Origin of the sequence: Mesorhizobium caraganae, assembly GCF_016836705.1 — a bacterium.
GTDB lineage: Bacteria > Pseudomonadota > Alphaproteobacteria > Rhizobiales > Rhizobiaceae > Mesorhizobium > Mesorhizobium caraganae.
Map to the genome: position 1 here is coordinate 805436 of NZ_JAFCGY010000001.1, position 19477 is coordinate 824912.

The window sequence follows — 19477 nt, forward strand, 5'->3', positions numbered from 1 at the left end:
TAGAATGCGCATTTCCATCCCGATATCCGCCTTTGTCGCGGCAATCGTCGGCTTCGGCGGCACGCTGGCCGTCGTCATTGCCGCCGCCAAGGCGGTTGGCGCCACCCAGGCCGAGACCGCGAGCTGGGTGACGGCGCTGTGCCTGGCGATGGCGATCGAGTGCCTGTGGCTGTCCTGGCGCACGAAAATGCCTGTTATCACCGCCTGGTCGACACCTGGTCTGGCGCTGATGGCGGCATCGAGCGGCTTTACCATGGCCGATGCCGTCGGCGCCTTCATCGTCACCGGCATCCTGTTGATAGCCACCGGCCTGTTCAAGCCGCTGACCCAGCTGATATCGAGGATACCGGCCTCGGTGGCGTCCGGCATGCTGGCCGGCATCGTCGTCACCTTCGCACTCAATGCCGTCAAGACCATTTCCGTCGACCCCTGGCTGATCCTGCCGCTGATCGCGGCCTTCTTCGTCATTCGCCTGTTCAACCCGGCGCTGTCGGTGCTGACGGTGCTGATCGGCGGCGGCATTGCCGCCTTCCTTACCGGCCGTGTCGGCGGCCTGCCGGCGCCGGAACTGTCGACGCTGACGCTGATTGCACCGCATTTCAGCGCTGCGGCTATCATCGGCCTGGCGCTGCCGCTCTACCTCGTCACCATGGCCTCGCAGAACCTGTCGGGATTGGCTGTGCTGCGGGCCGCCGGCTATCACCCCGAACCCGGCCCGCTGATCGGCGTCACCGGCCTGTTCTCGCTGCTGTCGGCGCCGTTTGGCGGCTCGACCACCAATCTGGCGGCGATTTCGGCGGCGATCTGCACCGGGCCGGATGTCCATCCGGACCCCGCCGAGCGCTGGAAGACCGGCCCGTTCTACGCTCTGGCCTATCTCGTCTTCGCCATCTTCGGCGCCTCGCTGGTGGCGATTTTCGCCGTTCTGCCGCAGAGCCTGATCGTGCTGGTCGCCGGCCTGGCGCTGATGGGGTCGCTCGCCAACGCGCTGTCGATCGCGCTCAAGGACGAGGGCCAGCGCATGGCCGCCACGGTCACCTTCGTCGTCACCGCTTCAGGGTTGACCTTGTTCGGCGTCGGCGCCGCCTTCTGGGGCCTGGTCGCCGGACTGGTCGTGCTTTTCCTCGAAGCATTCAAAAAGCGATAATCATTTCAGACTCTTGTCCGGTTTTGGCCGGCATTGTCTTGAATCGCCGTTTTTGTCTTCCCATCTCGATTCGACGCAGCCGTTCTTGGCTGTCTCCAACCGAAGGAATGGGAGAAAATGAACACATCCGCATTGATCCGCCCGGCCTGGACGCCGGCGACCATCGCGCTGATGGTGATCGGCTTCATGGTGTTCTGGCCGCTTGGCTTCGCCATGCTCGCCTACATAATCTGGGGCGACCGGCTTGACGGCTTCAAGCGCGACGTCAACCGCGCCACCGACGGCATCTTCGCCGGCTGCCGCCGCGGTTCCGACAAGGCCGCGCGCTGGGGCCATGGTTCGGCTCGCACGGGCAACGTTGCTTTCGACGACTGGCGCGAGAAGGAGCTCGAGCGCCTCGCCGAAGAGCGCCGCAAGCTCGACGAGATGCTGAGCGAATTCGACGACTATGCCCGCGAATTGCGCCGCGCCAAGGACCAGGACGAGTTCGACCGCTTCATGGCCAACCGCAACAAGTCGACCGCACCGACGACCACGGGCACGACCGAAGCGACCAAGCCCGCGACCCCCAAGCGCAAGGGCCCGAACCTGCTTGACGACTGAGATCCTGCGACAGGTCTCCGCATGACAGACGGCGTCGCGCAAGCGGCGCCGTTTCTTTTTTGTTCTCTTTTCACGTTCGCTCTACTGGCCGTTTTCCTCGAATCGCGTATCGTTCAGCCATGTCCTTCGGCTTCTTTCGCAACCTGACCAAACCAAAGCCCTCGCCCGTCGAAGAGCGAGAGCATGTCGTTGCCGGCCGCACGCTGCCGCTCAGGATCGTCGAGAGCGCCCGGGCACGGCGGCTTACGTTGCGCATCGATTCCGGCGGCCAGGGCCTGCGCATCACCGTGCCGCCGGGCCTGCGCCGCGGCGAGGTGGAAAAGTTCCTGCACCGCCACCAGGACTGGCTGGAGCAGCGGCTGGCCAAGGTACCGACACGGCCGCAGGTGCGCCCGGGCATCAAGGTCCCGATCCGCGGCGTGGCGCATCGCATCGTCCATGAACCGGCGAAACGCGGCACCGTCACCGTCTCGCGCGACGAGCGCGGCCCGCTGCTGATCGTGCATGGCGAGCGCATACATCTGCCGCGCCGCATCGCCGATTTCCTCAAGCGCGAGGCCAAGAAGGAGATCGAGAAGCTGGTGGTCAAGCACACCGAGGCGCTCGGCAAGCGCGCCAAGGCGATCCGCTTCAAGGACACGTCGAGCCGCTGGGGTTCCTGCACCTCCGACGGCAACCTGTCCTTCTCCTGGCGCATCATGATGGCGCCGACGCCGGTCATAAACTACCTCGTCGCGCATGAGGTGGCGCATCTCAAGGAGATGAACCACGGCCCGAAATTCTGGAAACTGTGCGAACAGCTCTGCCCCGACACCGACCGCTGCAAGGACTGGCTGAAGCGCAACGGCAGCGCGCTGCAGGCGATTGTTTTTGATTGAGCCTGATAGCACAAGCGATTGGGGTTGGCGAAGCCATCTCAACTTCGTCATCCTAGGGCGAAGCAAGGAGCGAAGCGACGCGGCGCAGACCCTAGGATCCATGCCATAACCTATGAGCGTAGCACCGGTGCAGACCTTTGGGGTGCACCAGAGCCGGTCGTTGTAACAACACAACTATTCTGCGCCGCTGCATTCTTTGGCTGGCGACCCGGCATGGATCCTAGGGTCTGCGCTCCGCTTCGCGCCGCTCCGCCCTAGGATGACGAAGGGGCCGCCCTAGAAGCCTTCAATCATCATTCGCCGCGTTAAGCTCCTCCGGCCGCAGTCCTTCATCGCCATGGCGCGGCCATGGCAGGAAGTTCTGCTCGAATTCATCGCTGCCGAAATAATCCAGCGCCCGGTGCGCTTCCGCGCCGTCGAAGGCAGCTTTGTCTATCAGATGGGCGATGACATCGCGCGCCTGGGCAATCTTCTGTCTGAGTTCGGCTATCCTCTGGTCGGCCATATCATCTGCTCCCGCCTTGGCTTGTCCATCAATAGGTAGCGCCTTTGGCGTTGCCGGCAAACAGCATGCTTTTTCTCGACTCTTGGCGCTTTTCGTGCCAATCCCCGCGCCATGGCGCTCGACATCAAGATCTGCGGGTTGAAGACCGATGAGGCAATGGCCGCGGCATTGGCCGGCGGTGCCAGCCATGTCGGCTTCATCTTCTTCGCCAAGAGCCCGCGCTATGTCGAGCCTGCGCAAGCCGGCCGCCTGCGCCAGTCGGCGATCGGAAAGGCCAAGGCGGTCGCCGTGACGGTCGATGCAGACGACGCGTTTCTGGACGAGATCGTCGAGAAAATGCGGCCCGATATGCTTCAGTTGCACGGCGCTGAAACGCCTGCGCGAGTAGCCGAGGTGAAAGCCCGCTACGGCCTGCCGGTGGTCAAGGTGTTCTCGGTCAGCGAGGCCGCCGATCTCGACCGGATAAAGCCGTTCATCGGCATTGCCGATCGGTTCATGTTCGATGCCAAGCCGCCGAAAGGCTCGCAACTGCCGGGCGGCAATGGCGTCGCCTTCGACTGGCGCATTCTGGCCGGCCTTGACGCCGGGCTCGATTACATGCTTTCCGGTGGGCTCAACGCCGCCAATATCGGCGACGCACTGAGGTCAGCCAATCCGCCCGCAATAGACATTTCGTCGGGCGTGGAAAGCGCTCCGGGTGTCAAGGATCCGGCGCTGATCGAGCAGTTTTTCCGGGCAGTCAGGGCCGCGCGCGACGACCGCGCCGCCTGAATAATTCTTTCGAACCAGGAGATCGGCGATGGACCAGCCGGCGACACCCAATTCCTTCCGCACCGGACCCGACGAGCAGGGCATGTTCGGCATTTTCGGCGGCCGCTTCGTCGCCGAGACGCTGATGCCGCTGATCCTCGACCTCGAGCGGCACTGGAACGAGGTCAAGAACGATCCGGACTTCAAGGCCGAGCTGACCGATCTGTCGACCCATTATGCCGGGCGGCCGTCGAAACTCTATTTCGCCGAAGGGCTGACAAAACATCTTCGTGAGGTTTCCTCGGCGAAGGGCCTCGGGGGCGGCGCCAAGGTCTATTTCAAGCGCGAGGATCTGAACCACACCGGTTCGCACAAGATCAACAACTGCCTCGGCCAGATCCTTTTGGCCAAGCGCATGGGCAAGAAGCGCATCATCGCCGAGACCGGCGCCGGCCAGCACGGCGTGGCGGCAGCCACGGTCGCGGCGCGCTTCGGCTTTCCCTGCGTCGTCTATATGGGCGCCACCGACGTCGCCCGCCAAAGTCCCAACGTCTTCCGCATGAAGCTGCTCGGCGCCGAAGTGCGTCCGGTAACCGCCGGCCACGGCACGCTGAAGGACGCCATGAACGAGGCCTTGCGTGACTGGGTCACCAATGTCGAGGACACCTATTACCTCATCGGCACCGCCGCCGGCCCGCATCCCTATCCGGAGCTGGTGCGCGACTTCCAGTCGGTCATCGGCACCGAGGCGCGCGCCCAGATACTCGAGCAGGAAGGCCGACTGCCGGACACCATCATTGCTGCCGTCGGCGGTGGCTCGAACGCCATCGGCCTGTTCCATCCCTTCCTCGACGACAAGGAGGTTCGCATCATCGGCATCGAAGCCGGCGGCCGCGGCCTCGACGGCATCGAGCATTGCGCCTCGATGAACGCCGGCGCGCCCGGCGTGCTGCACGGCAACCGCACCTATCTCTTGCAGAATGCCGACGGCCAGATCCTGGACGGTCATTCGATCTCGGCTGGCCTCGACTATCCCGGCGTCGGCCCCGAGCATTCCTGGCTGCGTGACTCGGGCCGCGTCGAATATGTGCCGATCCTCGACGACGAGGCGCTGGAAGCCTTCAAGCTGACGACGCGCGTCGAAGGCATCATCCCGGCGCTGGAATCCGCGCACGCCATTGCCCATGCCGTGAAGATCGTGCCCGCCATGGACAAGGACCAGATCGTCATCGTCAACCTGTCGGGACGTGGCGACAAGGACGTGCACACGGTGGCCTCGATGTTGGGCATGGAGATCTGATCATGGTGACCCGCATCGACCGCCGCATGGCAAAACTGAAAGCCGAAGGCCGCCCGGCGCTCGTCACCTATTTTATGAGCGGCGACCCGGACTATGACACCGCTTTGTCGATCATGAAGGCGCTGCCGAAGGCCGGCGCCGATATCATCGAAATGGGCATGCCGTTTTCCGATCCGATGGCCGACGGTCCGGCGATCCAGGCAGCGGGCCTGCGAGCGCTGAAAGGCGGCCAGACGCTGGTCAAGACGCTGCAGGTGGCGGCGGACTTTCGCGCTGGCGACAACGAGACGCCGATCGTGCTGATGGGCTACTACAACCCGATCTACATCTACGGCGTCGACCGCTTCCTCAAGGACGCGATCGCCAGCGGCATCGATGGGCTGATCGTCGTCGACCTGCCACCGGAGATGGACGAGGAACTTTGCATTCCCGCGCTCAAGGCCGGCGTCAACTTCATCCGCCTGGCGACGCCGACCACCGACGACAAGCGCTTGCCCAAAGTGCTGCAGAACACGTCGGGCTTCGTCTATTACGTGTCGATGACCGGCATCACCGGCTCGGCTCTGGCCGATACCGGCAAGGTCGCGGCGGCGGTCAAACGCATCAAAGGTCACACCGACCTGCCGGTCTGCGTCGGTTTCGGCGTCAAGACCGCCGAGCAGGCGCGCATCATCGGCGCCAATGCCGACGGCGTCGTCGTCGGCACCGCCATCGTCAATGCGGTGGCCAATGTGCTGGGGCCGAAGGGCGAAAAGACCGCCGATCCGGCCGAGGCCGTCGCCACTTTGGTCAGCGGCCTGTCGCAAGGCGTGCGTTCGGCCCGCCTTGCTGCTGCCGAATAGTTCTCCTACCTCTTTACCCAACTCTTCGTCAGGACAGGAGCCGAAGCGATGAACTGGATCACCAACTACGTTCGCCCGAGGATCAATTCGATGCTCGGCCGGCGCACCGACATGCCGGAGAATCTCTGGATCAAGGATCCCGAGACCGGCGAGATGGTGTTCCACAAAGACCTGGAATCCAACCAGTTCGTCATCCCGTCCTCTGGCCATCACATGAAGATCTCGGCCAAGGAACGGCTGAAGTTCTTCTTCGACGACGGCAAATACGAGCAGCTTGAGAACCCCAAGGTCATGCAGGACCCGCTCAAGTTCCGCGACGAGAAGCGCTACACAGACCGCCTGAAGGACGCCAAGGCCAAGACCGGCCTGGAAGATGCCATCGTCAACGCGCTGGGCACGGTCGAAGGCCTGCCGGTGGTGGTGACGGTGCAGGACTTCGCCTTCATGGGCGGCTCGCTCGGCATGGCCGCCGGTGACGCCATCGTGCATGCTTTCGAGGTCGCCCTGCAGCGCAAGCGGCCGCTGATCCTGTTCGCCGCTTCCGGTGGCGCCCGCATGCAGGAGGGCATCCTGTCCCTTATGCAATTGCCGCGCACCACGGTCGGCCTCGATCGGCTGAAGGAAGCCGGCCTGCCCTACATTGTCGTGCTGACCAATCCGACCACTGGCGGCGTCACCGCCTCCTATGCCATGCTGGGCGACGTCCACATCGCCGAGCCCGGTGCGCTGATCGGCTTTGCCGGCCCGCGCGTGATCGAGCAGACCATCCGGGAAAAACTGCCGGACGGCTTCCAGCGCTCCGAATATCTGATGGAGCACGGAATGGTCGACATGGTGGTGTCGCGGCTGGAACTGCGCGGAACGATTGCGCGGCTGTTGAAGATGCTGCTCAAGGTTCCCGAGCAAAAGCCGCTGGAGCCGGAAATCCTGCCGCCGGCCGTGATCCCGATGGAAGCCCGGCCTTAGGCCTGACGCGACATTCCTGGCCGCTATCAGTGATTGCGCGCGATGTTTCGCGCGGTATCTTCTTGTTACGCATGATCCTTTCCGAAAACCGATTCGTGTTTTTGGGCTCATGCGGTAGGATTCCCTTATGACCACACTTGCCGCAGACCGCGAAATCGACGCCTTGATGGCGCTGCATCCGAAAGGCTTCGACCTTTCGCTCGACCGCATCACCCGGCTGCTCGAACGCCTCGGCAATCCGCAGGACCGGCTGCCGCCGGTCATCCACATTGCCGGCACCAACGGCAAGGGCTCGTGCGCGGCCTTTTCGCGCGCGCTGCTCGAAGCCGGCGGCCATCTCGTCCATGTTCACACCTCGCCGCATCTGGTGAACTGGGCCGAGCGCTACCGGCTAGCGGCCGAGGGTGGCGGCAGGTTGGTCGATGACGAGACCTTTGCCGAGGCCATCGCCCGCGTCGCACGGGCCAATGAAGGCCAGAAGATCACCGTCTTCGAAATCCTCACTGCCGTCACCTTCATCCTGTTTTCCGAGCATCCGGCGGCTGCCGCCATCATCGAGGTCGGCCTTGGCGGCCGCTTCGACGCCACCAATGTCGTCACCCGGCCGGCAGTGTCGGTGATCATGCCGGTGTCGATGGACCACGAAGCCTATCTCGGCGACCGGGTTGAACTGATCGCCGCCGAAAAGGCCGGCATCATGAAGCGCGGCTGCCCGGTGGTCATCGGCGCGCAGGAGAGCGAGACGGCGCTGCAGGTGCTGATCGAAACCGCCGAGCGGCTGGATTGCCCGACCTTCGTCTACGGTCAGGATTTCCTCGCCTTCGAGGAAAACGGCCGCATGGTCTATCAGGACGAGGACGGCTTGATGGATTTGCCGCCGCCGCGCCTGCCCGGACGCCACCAGTTCGCCAATGCGGCGGCAGCGATTGCCGCAGTCAAGGCCGCCGGCTTCGAGATCAGCCACCGTGCCACGGAAAAGGCGATGGCCACCGTCGCGTGGCCGGGCCGCATGCAGAAGCTGGCACAGGGTCGGTTGGCCGAACTGGCGCCCAAGGGTGCCGACATCTGGCTCGACGGCGGCCATAATCCGGGTGCCGGCATGGTCATTGCCGAGGCACTGGCCGAGCAGGAGGAAAAAAACCCGAGGCCGCTGTTCCTGATCTCCGGCATGATCAACACCAAGGACCAGAGCGGCTATTTCCACGCCTTCAAGGGTCTGGTCCGTCACGTCTACACAGTGCCTGTCAGCCTCAGCGACGCCGGCGTGCCGAATGACGAGCTGGCGGTCCGCGCGACGGAAGCCGGTCTCACCGCCGAACCGGTCAGCTCCGTCGCCAGCGCGCTGATGCTGCTGCGCGACACCTGGGATGGCCCGGCGCCACGCATCCTGATCGGCGGGTCATTGTATCTGGCCGGCGCGGTGTTGGCCGAAAACGAGACGCCGCCGACCTGAGCACCCGACCCACGCAAGGAACAGTCATGATCAAGGTCAAGCAGCTCGCCCATGTCTGCATCTTCGCGCATGATCTGGAAGCGACGCGAGCCTTCTACCGCGACGTGCTTGGCCTCGACACCCAGTTCAATTTCCTGCGCGACGGCAAGGTCTTCGGCTTCTACCTCAATTGCGGCGGCCGCAGCCATGTGGAGGTGTTCCAGAAGAACGGCACTGCATACAGCGAGCAGAACCAGATCAACCACTTTTGCCTTGAGGTGGAAAACATCGACGCTGCGATTACCCACATCAAGTCGAACGGCGTCGACGTTACGGCCAAGAAACACGCCTGCGACGACACCTTTCAGGCCTGGATCCGCGACCCCAACGGCGTGAAGATCGAGCTGTTCGAATACACCGAAAAAAGCGCACAATTCACCGGTGGCGACCGCATAGCCGACTGGTAATGCTCTAGAAATCCCAAGGCGAGATCAGCTCGAGGTTGGCCGGGCCTAAGTCGTTCAGATTGCGCGTTGCCAGCCGACCGCCATTCACGCGTGCTATCGCTGCAATCATGCCGTCGGGTGCCGACATGCCTCGGCCTTGGCGGGTGGCGGTTCCCATAATCTCGCCATAAGCCAGAGCCGCCTCCTCAGTCAGCCCAAAAATGCGGTCGGCAAAGCGATGGCGCCATTGAGAGAGACCTTGCTCCAGGCGGTCGGCGCGCTCATCAGGTCGTATCTTTTGGATGCCGAAAGCGATTTCGGCAATCGCCACCGTGGGAAGAGCCAGTTCAGCATCGTTGCGGACCAGCCAAGCCATGACAGCCGCGTCAGGCGTCTTTCCAAGGGTCTCCGAAATCACATTGGTGTCGACGAAAATCAAAGCTCCGGCCCTGTATGGACCTTGCGGCTTTCCCGGATGATTTCTTCCAGATCGATGTCGACGCCAATGCTTGCCGTCAGACGGGAGTAGAAGGCGGATGCCGGTTCTCGCCCGGCTTCGCGAATCTCGTAGGATTCGAGAGCGCGTTCGACGATATCAGCTATTGAGCGGTTTTCGCGACGAGCGAGTCGATGCGCAAGATCACGTGCTTTTGCGCTGCGGACTGAAAGCTGGGGTTCGGCCATTTCAAACTCCCTTTTGAGGAAAGATATAGCCTCATCAGGGCCTGCCATCAAGATGGCAGGCGATGGCATGCCATCATTTCAGTTCGATCTCGATGAAGGCGTATTCGCCGTCATTGGCGCTGATGACGTCGTGTTCGACGCCTTCCTTGCGGAAATAGGGGGCGCCCTTTTTCATCTCGGCGAAGGACTCGCCATCCTTGGTCACCAGCTTCACCTTGCCGTCCATCAGCGGCACCACGACATAGTCGTGGCCATGTCGATGCCAGCCGGTGTTGTCGCCCGGCTGAAAGCGGTATTCGGTGACGATGACGCGCTCATTGTCGATGAAGACGGTGGCCTTGGCGGATCCGGTCATTCTGTCTCTCCTGTCCTGCCTCAAGCAGATGACATGGAGTGCGCCTATGCGAGGGCCAGAGGCGGTTGGGCGATGACGCCAAAGAAAAAGCCCGGCGCGAGGCCGGGCTTCGATATCGAGAGTTCTGCTAGGGCAATTCCAAGAAAAGTGTGAAGCGGTTTTCTGTCCGGGATTGCCTAAAAAAGATCAGGCGAGGCTGCCATTGATCCAGTGCGACAGCGCGGTCTTCGGCGCCGCACCGACCTTCATGTCGGCCACTTCGCCGCCCTTGAAGATCATCAGCGTCGGGATCGAGCGCACGCCGAACTGCGCGGCAAGCTCGGGGTTCTCGTCGATGTTCAGCTTGGCGATCTTGATCTTGTCGCCGAGCTCATTGGCGATTTCTTCCAGCGACGGGCCGATCATCTTGCACGGGCCGCACCATTCCGCCCAGAAATCTACCACGACGGGCTGCGAGGCGTTGAGCACATCGGCCTGGAAATTGCTCTTGTCGACCTTGACGGTGGCCATGCGAAAATCCTTTCGAAATTTATCTCGCACCAAATGTGGTGGTTGAGCAGCCCTTCTTCAAGCAGAACTTGTGTCACGCTCCTGTGAGTCGGGCAAGGGCGTCGTCCATTGCCTCGGCCGGCAGTTCGATCAGCCTCGGCGCCTCGGTAAACAGCAGCGCCGCCGTCACCGCGCGGTCGGGATAAAGCGGTTTGAGCAGCGCGCGGTAGAGCGCCAGCTGCAGGATATAGGCCGGTGGCACCTGGGCGAGTGTAGCCGGCGCCGGCCGGTTGGTCTTGTAATCGACGATCGAAACGCGCTCCGGCGTCACCGCCAGCCGGTCGATCTTGCCGGAGATCGAGCGCAATCTGCCCTTGACCTCGAGGCTGCCCATGACAGCGACTTCGGCGCGGGAATTAGGCGAGAACAGTTCGGCAAAACGCGAATCCCCGAGGATCGCCATCACCGAGGCCAGCGCCTTGCCGCGTTCGGCTTCAGTCCAGTCGGCGCCGGCACGGCTCAGATATTGCCCCGCCGCGCCTTGCCGTTCGCCCTCGGGGAAGCCCGGCAGCATCTGCAGCAGCTTGTGCATCGTCAGCCCGCGCATCACCGCAAAGCCGGGCTCCGCCTCGCTGTCCAGCACCGGCGAGCGCGTATCGACAATAGCTTCCTTGCCCTCGTCGATCAGCGCCGAGGCGCCGGAGGGCGACAGCGGACGCGGCAGCTCCTCATAAGGCGGCAAGGCCCGGTAGAGGCTTTCCGGCAGCGGCAGGACCTGTTGCGGCAGCCGCGTTTCATCGGCCGCCGCTTGTGCCACAGGCGGCAGCTTGGTCATGACGAAGCGATGCACCGGCTCGCCGCTGGCGGGGTGGCGGCGCTCCGTGCTTTCCGGTGCGGCGGTCAGCGCGCGGCTGACGATCGAATGCCAGGTGCCAGTGCTGGGTGAGCGCTTGCCGTGATAGCCGCAGACAATCAGCCGGTCCTCGGCACGCGTCATGCCGACATAGAGCAGGCGGCGGTATTCGTCGTCGGCAAGCTCGCGCGCCCGCGCCGAAGCCGTCTTGGAGAAACCGTTGGCGACGTCTGCAGCCGAGCGCCAGAGATAGCCCTTGCCGTCAAAGTTGCGGCCCGAACCATCGAACGGCATCAGCCGCGGCAAATGCTGGTCGCTGAACGGCGCCGAGCCGCCGTCGACGAGGAAGACGACAGGCGCCTCCAGCCCCTTGGCGGCGTGCACGGTCATGACGCGGACCTCGTCGCGCGTCTGGTCCATCTCGCGCTTGATTTCGGGGCCGGTGTTTTCCAGCGTCGCCAGAAAGGCTTCCAGTCCCGGCAAGCCGGTGCGTTCCTCGGCGAGGCAGAAGCTCAGGAACTCATCGAGGATGTCGCCGGCCTCCGGGCCGAGCCGGGCAATCATTTTCTTGCGCAGGCTGTCGCGCGCCAGCACGCCGGCGTAGAATTCGAACACCGGCCGGAACGCCGCCTCATTGGCCCAGCCGTCGAGCCGGGTGACGATAGCGGCCAGCGCGGCACTGTCGCCGGCATGCTGTCGCAGTGACGCTATCAGCGATGTCGCGGCCGGCCTTCCCGCGCCAAGCGCAAACAGCGTCTCCTCCGACACGTCGAAGATCGGGCTGCGCAGCACGGCGGCGAGCGAAAGATCGTCCTGCGGCTGGATGAGGAAATGGCCGAGCGCGATCAGATCCTTCACCGCAATATGGCCGGGCAGGCTCAGCCGGTCGGCGCCGGCGACAGGAATGTCACGGTCCTTCAGCGCCCGTGACAGCGCATGCACGAAGCGGTCACGCTTGCGCACCAGCACCAGAATGTCGCCGGCCCGCAGCCTGCGGCCCTTGCCCTCGATGATCTCGCGGTCCTTGAGCCAGGCCTGGATCGTCGCCGCCACATGTTCGGCAACGCGCACCGCCGGTGCGCTGGCGTGGTTGACCGGCAGTGTCCAGTCGTCGGGTTCCTCGACCGCATCGGCGCCAAGCGATGGCCAGATCTCGACATAGCCCGGCGCATCGTTGCGGATCGCCTTGTGGTCGAGCGGATCGGGGTCGTGGCTGATGCCGCGCCGCACACCCGGATCGGCAAAGACGCGGTCGACGGCGGCCAGCACATCGTCGGTCGAACGGAACGACCAGGTCAGCTTGAGGTCGGCAAACGAAGCCTCGGCATCGCGCACGCGCCCGGCAAACAAAAGCCGGCTGTCGGCAAAGGAATCCGGCGCGGCGCCTTGGAACGAATAGATCGATTGCTTTTCGTCACCGACGGCAAATACCGTGCGATGGGCCGTACCGCGCTGGCCATGGCCGGCGAAAAACTCTTCCGCCAGCCGCTTCACCACCTCCCACTGGTCGGGGCTGGTGTCCTGCGCCTCGTCGAGCAGGATATGGTCGATGCCCTGGTCAAGCTTGTACTGCACCCACGGCCCAGCGTCCGGCCGCGCCAGAAGATTGACGGTGCGGGTGATGAGATCGTTGAAGTCGAGGAAGCTGCGGCCGCGCTTCAGGCGCTCGTATCGCACGATCAGCCAGTCGGCGATGGTCAGCGCCGCAACCGTGCCTTCCAGCATCCGGAACAGCGCCAGCCGGTCGGAAACCTCTGTGATCGCCTTGACGGCGGCGAGATAGCGCTCGGGTAGGTCGGGCAGCCGGTCAAGCAGCGCCTTCTTGAATGCCTTGGCGGGATCATAGGGGTCGCCATCCGCCTTGAGGAAGGCCTTGCCCAGCATTTGCAACCGGCGGATCGGATCGGTTTCCACGAAGGCCTGACGGGCATAGGGCAGAAGATTGTTGAGAACAGTGCGGGCATCGACGGCTTCGGCTGCGCTGGCGAACACGGCAAAGAAATCAGGCAGGAAACCCGGCAGCGGCCACACAGATGCCGCTATGTCTTCGGCGCTCTGTCCGGGACGGAAATGGAATTCCTCGAACAAAGCCTGAAAGCCGGCGCCGTCGCGCCCGACCGCGTCGATGAAGCCGCGCAGGCCGTCGCGCTTGCGCACGATTTCGGAAAGCAGCGCGTCGAGCCCGTGTTCGCCGCCGCGTTCCAGCACAGTGGCGAAGGCCTCGGCCAGTCCGGCGTCGCCGGCAGACGTGCCGGAAATCATGTCACGGCGCGCGGCGGCGAACAGCGAGGCCTCCATCTGCGGATCGAGCATTTCGAAATGCGCCGGGATGTTGGCCTCCAGCGGGAACTGGTGCAGCACCGATTCGCAAAAGGCGTGGATGGTCTGGATTTTCAGCCCGCCCGGCGTCTCCAGCGCCTCGGCAAACAGCCGGCGCGCCCGGCGCATGGTGTCGCGGTCGGGTCGGCGATCGTCCAGCGCGGTGATCTTGGCGGCAAGCTCGACATCACCAAGCGCCGTCCATTCCGAGAGCGTCGAGAACACCCGGTTCGACATATTGGCGGCGGCGGCCCGCGTATAGGTCAGGCACAGGATCTTCGACGGATCGGTGCCGTTGAGCAGCAGCCGGATGACGCGCTGGGCCAGCACATGCGTTTTGCCGGAGCCGGCATTGGCCGATACCCAGGCCGAATTCTTCGGGTCGGAGGCGCGCGCCTGACTGGCGGCGGTCTCGGTTGGGATGGGATAGGCCTTCTTCATGCCTCGCCCGCCTCGTCGTTGCTGTCGCCGCCGGCCGACCATTCGAGCACGCGCGCCAGATGGTCGTAGTCGCCGTCGCTCTCGCCCTCGCGAAACGGCAGCGCCCGCGACAGGTAGCCGGTCGTTGGGTCGGCATAATGGACAAGCAGCTTTTCCAGCCGCGCCCAGGCTTCTTCGGCGAGGTCTTCGGCGGTCCTCGGCTGGCGGTTGTAGTCGAGGATGGATTCCTCGAACACTTCGCCATTCGGCTTCAGCCGCACGAAGGCAAGTTGCGAGGGTTCGCGCGCGCCAAGCCCCTTGAAGGCGCCGCGCCGGAGCAGTGCGCCTTCCAGCGCCAGCTGCGGCGCCAGCAGCGTGTGCGCTTGCGCCTTGGATGGCGAAGAGCCGGTCTTGTAGTCCAAAATGTCGGCCATGCCGCCGGCCAGCAAATCAACACGGTCGGCATAGCCTGACAGCGTCACCCCGGTACGGCCGACAGCGGTTTTTTCTGCCCGCTCCTCGGCATGCCGCCGCGCGACGGCGGGAGCCCGGCCACGCTCCCATTCGATGATGTTGGCGGCGAGTTTTTCGAAACGCGGCCACCACACGGCCTCGACATCGGCGGGAAGGGCTACTTCTGCAAAGCATCTGCGGCCCGTCGAGATAAGCCTCGCCAGGGCTTCCGGCGCGCGCGGGTCGGCAACCTCTGTCGAGAACAGGTGCAGTATGTCGTGAAACAGCGTGCCGCGCTCGGCCGCACCTGGATCGCGGATCACCGGTTCGAGCGGCAGGAGGCCGAGAATGCGTCGGGCATAGATCGCATAGGGATCGCGGCGCAGCGTCTCGATCTCGGTCACCGAGAAGTGCTGCGGCCGCATTGCCAGCGGCGGCTTCGGCTGCGGCCGTGGCGCGAAATGTTGCCGCTCGCCGGCGTCCAGCGCGCGGGCCCAGGCCAGCAATTCATCGCCGCGCTGGCGCAGCGCGGTCGCGGGGTGGTTGCCGATGAAGGTGAGGATGCGCTGCAGCCACCGCGACGGCACGGCAGGTGCGTCGCCTGCGCGGGCCGAGCGCGTCAGCACCACCTTCTTTGCCCCCATCGCCATCTGGAAATCGTGAGCGGCAAGGCCGATGCGCCGCTCCGGTGGCTCGAGGTCGATGCCGGTCTTCATCAGCCGCGACAGGAAGCGGTCGCTCTCCGGCTTGCGCGGCCACACCCCCTCGTTCAACCCGCCAATGACCAGCGTGTCGACATTCTGCAGCCGCGCTTCCAGTGCGCCCCAGATGGCGATGTTGCGGTCGGTGCCTTGTCCCGGCTTCACCGTCTCGGGCGCGATCAGCGCGTCCATAACATCGGGCCATTCGTCGGCCGGGAAGTCGAATGAGGCCGAGGCCGCGACCACGCCGCGCAGCAGCTCGGCGAGCTTCTCGCCGGCATCGCCGGCATAAAGTTCGGCGAGACTGCCGTCCGCCGTGCGGCCGAGATTTTCCAGCGCGGCGACGCTCGCCTTGGTCAGCGCGACGAGATCGGCATTCTCTTCGCCGCGAAAAGTGGTCAGCGGCGCCAGCGCCGTCGCAAGCCGGCCCAACAGGTTGCGAGCCTCCTCGACACCGCGCACGGTCAGGCACGAAAACCAGAAGGGCTGGCGCCTGTCGCTGCTCAGGCCGGCAAGGCGGTCCTCGAACAGCGCCGGCAGCGAGGCGATGTCGGGACGGCCGGTGCCGCCGCGCAGCGCCACCAGTTCGATGAGCTCGGCGGCATGGCGCACGACGGCCCGCTCCAGGCCGAGCCCAAGCAGCGGATGCTTGAGCAGCGACAGCAGGCCGACGGGATCGCCGGGCCGGAACACGGCTTGCAACGTCAGCCGCAGCAGGCTGGCGGCCGGCGTGTTGGCGAGCGGCGTGCCGCCGGAATCGTCGGCGATGACGCCGAAGCGCAGAAGCTCGGCCGAGACGCGTCGCGCCAGCGCCCGGTCGCCGGTGACAAGGGCCGCTCGCTGTCCCGGCTGCTCGACGGCTGTCTTCAGTGCAATGGCGATTGCCACCGCCTCGTCGCGTTCGCTGGCGGCTTCGACCAGCGTCACATCGGCGAAGGCTTCGGCGATGTCGCCGGCATTGAAGGCAATGCGCGTCTCGGCCCACAATTCGGTGGTTTCTGCGGGCCGCAGCGCCTCGCCGACAAGCGCGGCACGAAGGGCCTGCGCCCGCTCGGCGGATACGACCTCCTCGACGTCGCCGCGCAGCACGCCGATCTTGCCGATCAGCTTGGCCATACCGTATTGCGGATGACCGAGCAGAGCCGGCCGAGCGCCGGGTGCTGCAATCGCGGCAAAGGACGCCTCGTCCAGCATCCGGTCGAGACCGGGCAGCACGACGGCGCCGTTGGGCAGGCCGGCGACCGCGGCAAGCAGTTCGGCCGTGGCCGGGATCGAGCCGGTGGAGCCGGCGGCGATCACCGGGCCCTTCGGCGGATTGCGTTCCAGCCGCTTCGCCTCGCGCCGGATCAGCGCATTGCGGTGCGCGGCCGGGTTGGAGCGGTCGCGCTCCTGCAGTAATTTCGGCCAGGCGTCGGTAACGATGCGAAGGAAATCGAGCGTTACCAGCCACCAGCCGGCAAGATTGCCGGTCACCAGATCGGCAAGCCTGGTCCAGTCCGTGCCTTCGGTTTCGATCTCGTCCATCAATCGGGCGAGGTCGCGCGCCAGCCAGATCGCAGCGGCGGCGGAGGCCGGCACGACGATCTCTTCGTTGAACATGGCCAGCACATGCGCCGGCAAGGTGCGCTTCCACGCCCGCACCAGCGGCGCCAAAAGCAGCAGGCGTTCGATCGCGGCGATCGGCGGCGCCATCTCAAGCTCGGCCGGCGTGCCAGTGTCGAAGGCGGCCTCGTCATCGTCGAACTCGCCGAGCGGGCGGATGACCGGCAGGATCGCCGAACGGCGGCTCACGCCAGGTCCGGAAAGCGCGTCGACAAAGGCACCGCGCAGCGCACGCGCTGCACGCCGTGTCGGCACATAGATGGTGACGTCGGCCAGCGCCAGCGGATCGCCGTCGAAGCGAAAGCCGGGTACCAGCCGTCCGGCCAGCAAGGCCTCGGCCAGAGTCGGCAGGAATGGCGCTCCGGGCGGGATCGAGAGAACGCGGCGCGCGCCGCTCATACCACATTAGATCGCCGTGCGCCCGTTTGGGCGCACAAAGGACGATCTAACTCTTTGTATCTACGCATCGTGCTTTCCGAAAATCGACCCCGATTTTCGGGCCGATGCGGCGAGGGCGCCGGCGACCGCCGCTTCCGCCTGCGGAATGGCATCGGGCGTACCGACGGTGATCCAGCGGGCCCGCATCTGCATGCCGAACAGGCGGCCAGAGGCGATCGCCTTGTCGAAATAAGCATTGAGCGAATGCGCGCCGGCTGGTGCATCCCCGAAGATGGCGGGATCAACGATCGCCGCTCCGGCATAGATCAGCCCGGCCGGGTCGCCTTTCGAGCGCCGCAGGCCGCCATCCGGCGCCATCAGGAAATCCGTGCCGACACTGTGGCCGGTCGCCGAGTCGAGATCGGTAAGCATCAGCAGAATATCCATTTTCGCGCCATCCCATGCAAGGGCAAGGCGCTCGAGGCTGGGCTGTCCGCTGTCGATCCAGAACGTGTCGGCATTGATGATGTAGAAGGGTTCGGCACCCAGCAGCGGTAATGCCTTGACGATGCCTCCGGCCGAATTGAGCAGCGCATCGCGCTCGTCAGAAATGACGATTTTCGGCACCTGCCTGTGGGCGACATGAGCGACGATCTGGTCCGGCAGATAGTGCACGTTGACGATGGCCTTGGTGACCCCGGCCGCTTCGAGACTGTCCAGCCCCCAGTCGAGCAAGGTCTTGCCGGCGATTCGCACCAGCGGCTTCGGCATGGTGTCGGTGATCGGCCGCATGCGCTTGCCGAGACCAGCCGCCAGCACCATTGCGATCTTGGGACCTGCCGTCACGGCGATCGTTCCTCCAGCAGCCCGTAGGCGACATAGAAGTCGTGTAACCCTTTCAGGCTCGGGTGCGCCAGCGCCCGCCTGAGATAGTCGCGGATGCGCGGCAGGTGTTTCAGATAATAGGGCTTGCCGTCGCGCTTTTCGAGCCGCACGAAAATTCCGAGGATCTTCGAATTGCGCTGCGCCGCCATGATCGCATAGGCCTCGCGGAAAGCGGACTCGTCGAAGCCGCCGGCGGCTTGACGCGCCGCGACATAGGCATCGACGGTGTGTTGCTCGATGTTGGGCGAGACGGTGACGCGGGCATCCATGGCCAGTGATGCGACGTCATAGGCGGCCGGGCCGATCAGCGCGTCCTGGACATCGACAATGCCGAGGCGGTCGTGGCCGGTACGGTCACCGCGCCAGATGATGTTGGGCGAATGGAAGTCGCGCAGCATCAATGTGTACTCGTCTGTGTTCAGCCGGTCGAGAACCGCGTTCCATTCCTTGTGATAGCCGGCCCGCAAGGCTTCGCTTGCCGCGCTGCCGGTCACCATCGGCACATACCAGTCGACCAAGAGGTCGGCTTCGATCAGCATGGCATCGCGATCGAAGGGGGGCACGTCGTGATAAATGCCCGGCACGGCCTCCATGCGCTGCGGCCACGCCTTGCCATGCATCATCGCCAGCAATTCGGCCGCCGCCGCATAGCGCTCCGCCACCGCCTCGCCATCGCCGCCGAGAAAGCCTTCCGAGCCCAGATGCTCCAGCAGCAGAAAGCCCTGATCGAGATCCTCGGCGTGAATCTGGGGGACGCTGACACCTTGCGCCAGCAGTGCCTTGTCGATGGCGACAAAGGCCGTCACCGATTGCGCAGTGTGGGCGATCACCGCGTAGGGTTTGCCGTCGCGCACCGGCGGTCCGAACACCAACCGCGGCGAGTTCATCAGCACGCGGGGCTCGAGGCCCGCGAGCGAGACGATCTCGTAAGAGCGCGCCGAGGCGTCGCCGACGAAATGGCGCCGCGCGGCCTCGCCCCAGCCGGCCGTTTCGAGGAAGTCGCGCATCGCCAGCGATCGCGCCATGCGTTCGAAGGCTGCACCTTCGCCCGACAAGTTCGCTAATCGGCCTTCGCCATGATGGATGAGTTCGATCCAGATCGACGTCTTGGGTAAGGCGGCCTCGGCCCGCTCCGGCCATTCAACCAGGGCAGCGCCTTGCAGCAGCGCTTCGTCGAAACCCAGTTCGTCGATCTCGCCGGCGGAGGACAGCCGATAGAGATCGAAATGATGGACGGGGATGCGCGTGTCGTAGCTTTGCACCAAAGTGAAGGTCGGGCTCGGCACGTCGAGGCCGGCATCGTCGGCCAGCGCCCGGATCAGAGCACGCGCCAGCGTCGACTTGCCGGCGCCGAGATCGCCCTTGAGCGCCAGCACATCGCCCGGCCGCAGCGCCATGGCCAGGTCTTCGCCGAGCCTTGCGGTCGCAGCCTCGTCGGCAAGAAAACGCTCCAGCACAGCAACAGTCAT

18 protein-coding genes are annotated in these 19477 nt (G+C 64.7%); 9 read left to right on the plus strand and 9 right to left on the minus strand.

All coding sequences use genetic code 11. The features are described from left to right. The first annotated feature begins 4 nt into the window (after window positions 1-4). The 3 genes from JQK88_RS04035 (at window position 5) to JQK88_RS04045 (ending at window position 2628) form a co-directional block, all read left to right on the plus strand. Window positions 5-1147 carry a benzoate/H(+) symporter BenE family transporter gene (locus JQK88_RS04035; RefSeq protein ID WP_203277543.1) on the plus strand — a complete coding sequence of 381 codons (1143 nt, stop codon included), beginning with the start codon at window positions 5-7 and terminating at the stop codon, window positions 1145-1147. A gap of 117 nt (window positions 1148-1264) precedes the next feature. Next, entirely contained in the window at window positions 1265-1750 is a 486-nt protein-coding gene (locus tag JQK88_RS04040) for a DUF2852 domain-containing protein (protein WP_192255437.1), read from the plus strand. Between the two features lie 119 nt (window positions 1751-1869). Next, window positions 1870-2628 (plus strand): M48 family metallopeptidase, encoded by a 759-nt coding sequence (locus tag JQK88_RS04045; protein WP_203277544.1) that lies wholly within the window; start codon window positions 1870-1872, stop codon window positions 2626-2628. Between the two features lie 286 nt (window positions 2629-2914). Here JQK88_RS04045 and JQK88_RS35960 read toward each other — a convergent pair whose 3' ends face one another. Beyond that, window positions 2915-3322: a hypothetical protein gene (locus tag JQK88_RS35960; protein WP_246749772.1), complete on the minus strand. Its 408-nt coding sequence runs from the start codon at window positions 3320-3322 to the stop codon at window positions 2915-2917. Between JQK88_RS35960 and JQK88_RS04055 the strand changes: the two genes are divergently transcribed. The 6 genes from JQK88_RS04055 (at window position 3245) to JQK88_RS04080 (ending at window position 8890) form a co-directional block, all read left to right on the plus strand. Further along, window positions 3245-3904, plus strand: coding sequence for a phosphoribosylanthranilate isomerase (locus tag JQK88_RS04055; RefSeq protein WP_203277546.1), 660 nt, complete (start codon window positions 3245-3247; stop codon window positions 3902-3904). The genes JQK88_RS35960 and JQK88_RS04055 overlap by 78 nt on opposite strands. A gap of 28 nt (window positions 3905-3932) precedes the next feature. After that, window positions 3933-5183, plus strand: coding sequence for a tryptophan synthase subunit beta (trpB, locus tag JQK88_RS04060; RefSeq protein WP_192255428.1), 1251 nt, complete (start codon window positions 3933-3935; stop codon window positions 5181-5183). 2 nt (window positions 5184-5185) lie between these two features. Next, the gene (gene trpA, locus JQK88_RS04065) at window positions 5186-6025 is read left to right on the plus strand and encodes a tryptophan synthase subunit alpha (protein ID WP_203277547.1); all 840 of its coding nucleotides are present in this window, start codon (window positions 5186-5188) and stop codon (window positions 6023-6025) included. 48 nt (window positions 6026-6073) lie between these two features. Continuing rightward, on the plus strand, window positions 6074-6991 hold the full coding sequence (gene accD / locus JQK88_RS04070) for an acetyl-CoA carboxylase, carboxyltransferase subunit beta (RefSeq protein WP_192255426.1): 918 nt from the start codon (window positions 6074-6076) through the stop codon (window positions 6989-6991). Between the two features lie 127 nt (window positions 6992-7118). Then, window positions 7119-8444: a bifunctional folylpolyglutamate synthase/dihydrofolate synthase gene (locus JQK88_RS04075; protein WP_192255425.1), complete on the plus strand. Its 1326-nt coding sequence runs from the start codon at window positions 7119-7121 to the stop codon at window positions 8442-8444. Window positions 8445-8470: 26 nt separating this feature from the next. Then, window positions 8471-8890 (plus strand): VOC family protein, encoded by a 420-nt coding sequence (locus tag JQK88_RS04080; RefSeq protein ID WP_203277548.1) that lies wholly within the window; start codon window positions 8471-8473, stop codon window positions 8888-8890. Between the two features lie 4 nt (window positions 8891-8894). Here JQK88_RS04080 and JQK88_RS04085 read toward each other — a convergent pair whose 3' ends face one another. The 8 genes from JQK88_RS04085 to tsaE all read right to left on the minus strand — a co-directional run bounded on the left by JQK88_RS04085 (window position 8895) and on the right by tsaE (window position 19477). Further along, window positions 8895-9308 carry a PIN domain-containing protein gene (locus JQK88_RS04085; protein ID WP_203277549.1) on the minus strand — a complete coding sequence of 138 codons (414 nt, stop codon included), beginning with the start codon at window positions 9306-9308 and terminating at the stop codon, window positions 8895-8897. Then, window positions 9305-9553: a plasmid stabilization protein gene (locus JQK88_RS04090; protein WP_112560027.1), complete on the minus strand. Its 249-nt coding sequence runs from the start codon at window positions 9551-9553 to the stop codon at window positions 9305-9307. Before JQK88_RS04090 ends, JQK88_RS04085 begins: the two co-directional genes overlap by 4 nt. Before the next feature lie 73 nt (window positions 9554-9626). After that, window positions 9627-9908 (minus strand): cupin domain-containing protein, encoded by a 282-nt coding sequence (locus JQK88_RS04095; protein WP_023681396.1) that lies wholly within the window; start codon window positions 9906-9908, stop codon window positions 9627-9629. Between the two features lie 186 nt (window positions 9909-10094). Then, a complete protein-coding gene (trxA, locus tag JQK88_RS04100; RefSeq protein ID WP_023672297.1) occupies window positions 10095-10418 on the minus strand; it encodes a thioredoxin in 324 nt (107 codons plus the stop codon). Between the two features lie 73 nt (window positions 10419-10491). Beyond that, window positions 10492-14010 (minus strand): double-strand break repair helicase AddA, encoded by a 3519-nt coding sequence (gene addA, locus JQK88_RS04105; RefSeq protein ID WP_203277550.1) that lies wholly within the window; start codon window positions 14008-14010, stop codon window positions 10492-10494. Continuing rightward, window positions 14007-17144, minus strand: a complete 3138-nt coding sequence (gene addB / locus JQK88_RS04110; protein ID WP_203277551.1) for a double-strand break repair protein AddB — start codon at window positions 17142-17144, stop codon at window positions 14007-14009. The genes addA and addB overlap by 4 nt, the downstream gene beginning before the upstream one ends. Before the next feature lie 60 nt (window positions 17145-17204). After that, on the minus strand, window positions 17205-17969 hold the full coding sequence (locus JQK88_RS04115; protein WP_376740365.1) for a nucleotidyltransferase family protein: 765 nt from the start codon (window positions 17967-17969) through the stop codon (window positions 17205-17207). Further along, entirely contained in the window at window positions 17966-19477 is a 1512-nt protein-coding gene (gene tsaE, locus JQK88_RS04120) for a tRNA (adenosine(37)-N6)-threonylcarbamoyltransferase complex ATPase subunit type 1 TsaE (RefSeq protein WP_203277552.1), read from the minus strand. The genes JQK88_RS04115 and tsaE overlap by 4 nt, the downstream gene beginning before the upstream one ends.

Coding starts and splice junctions, on each gene's coding strand:
- trxA (WP_023672297.1), bottom strand. CDS start 10,418: ATGGCCACCGTCAAGGTCGACAAGAGCAATTTCCAGGCCGATGTGCTC.
- trpB (WP_192255428.1), top strand. CDS start 3,933: ATGGACCAGCCGGCGACACCCAATTCCTTCCGCACCGGACCCGACGAG.
- JQK88_RS04090 (WP_112560027.1), bottom strand. CDS start 9,553: ATGGCCGAACCCCAGCTTTCAGTCCGCAGCGCAAAAGCACGTGATCTT.
- tsaE (WP_203277552.1), bottom strand. CDS start 19,477: ATGACTGTTGCTGTGCTGGAGCGTTTTCTTGCCGACGAGGCTGCGACC.
- JQK88_RS04080 (WP_203277548.1), top strand. CDS start 8,471: ATGATCAAGGTCAAGCAGCTCGCCCATGTCTGCATCTTCGCGCATGAT.
- JQK88_RS35960 (WP_246749772.1), bottom strand. CDS start 3,322: ATGGCTGGCACCGCCGGCCAATGCCGCGGCCATTGCCTCATCGGTCTT.
- accD (WP_192255426.1), top strand. CDS start 6,074: ATGAACTGGATCACCAACTACGTTCGCCCGAGGATCAATTCGATGCTC.
- addB (WP_203277551.1), bottom strand. CDS start 17,144: ATGAGCGGCGCGCGCCGCGTTCTCTCGATCCCGCCCGGAGCGCCATTC.
- JQK88_RS04045 (WP_203277544.1), top strand. CDS start 1,870: ATGTCCTTCGGCTTCTTTCGCAACCTGACCAAACCAAAGCCCTCGCCC.
- trpA (WP_203277547.1), top strand. CDS start 5,186: ATGGTGACCCGCATCGACCGCCGCATGGCAAAACTGAAAGCCGAAGGC.
- JQK88_RS04035 (WP_203277543.1), top strand. CDS start 5: ATGCGCATTTCCATCCCGATATCCGCCTTTGTCGCGGCAATCGTCGGC.
- addA (WP_203277550.1), bottom strand. CDS start 14,010: ATGAAGAAGGCCTATCCCATCCCAACCGAGACCGCCGCCAGTCAGGCG.
- JQK88_RS04075 (WP_192255425.1), top strand. CDS start 7,119: ATGACCACACTTGCCGCAGACCGCGAAATCGACGCCTTGATGGCGCTG.
- JQK88_RS04055 (WP_203277546.1), top strand. CDS start 3,245: ATGGCGCTCGACATCAAGATCTGCGGGTTGAAGACCGATGAGGCAATG.
- JQK88_RS04040 (WP_192255437.1), top strand. CDS start 1,265: ATGAACACATCCGCATTGATCCGCCCGGCCTGGACGCCGGCGACCATC.
- JQK88_RS04095 (WP_023681396.1), bottom strand. CDS start 9,908: ATGACCGGATCCGCCAAGGCCACCGTCTTCATCGACAATGAGCGCGTC.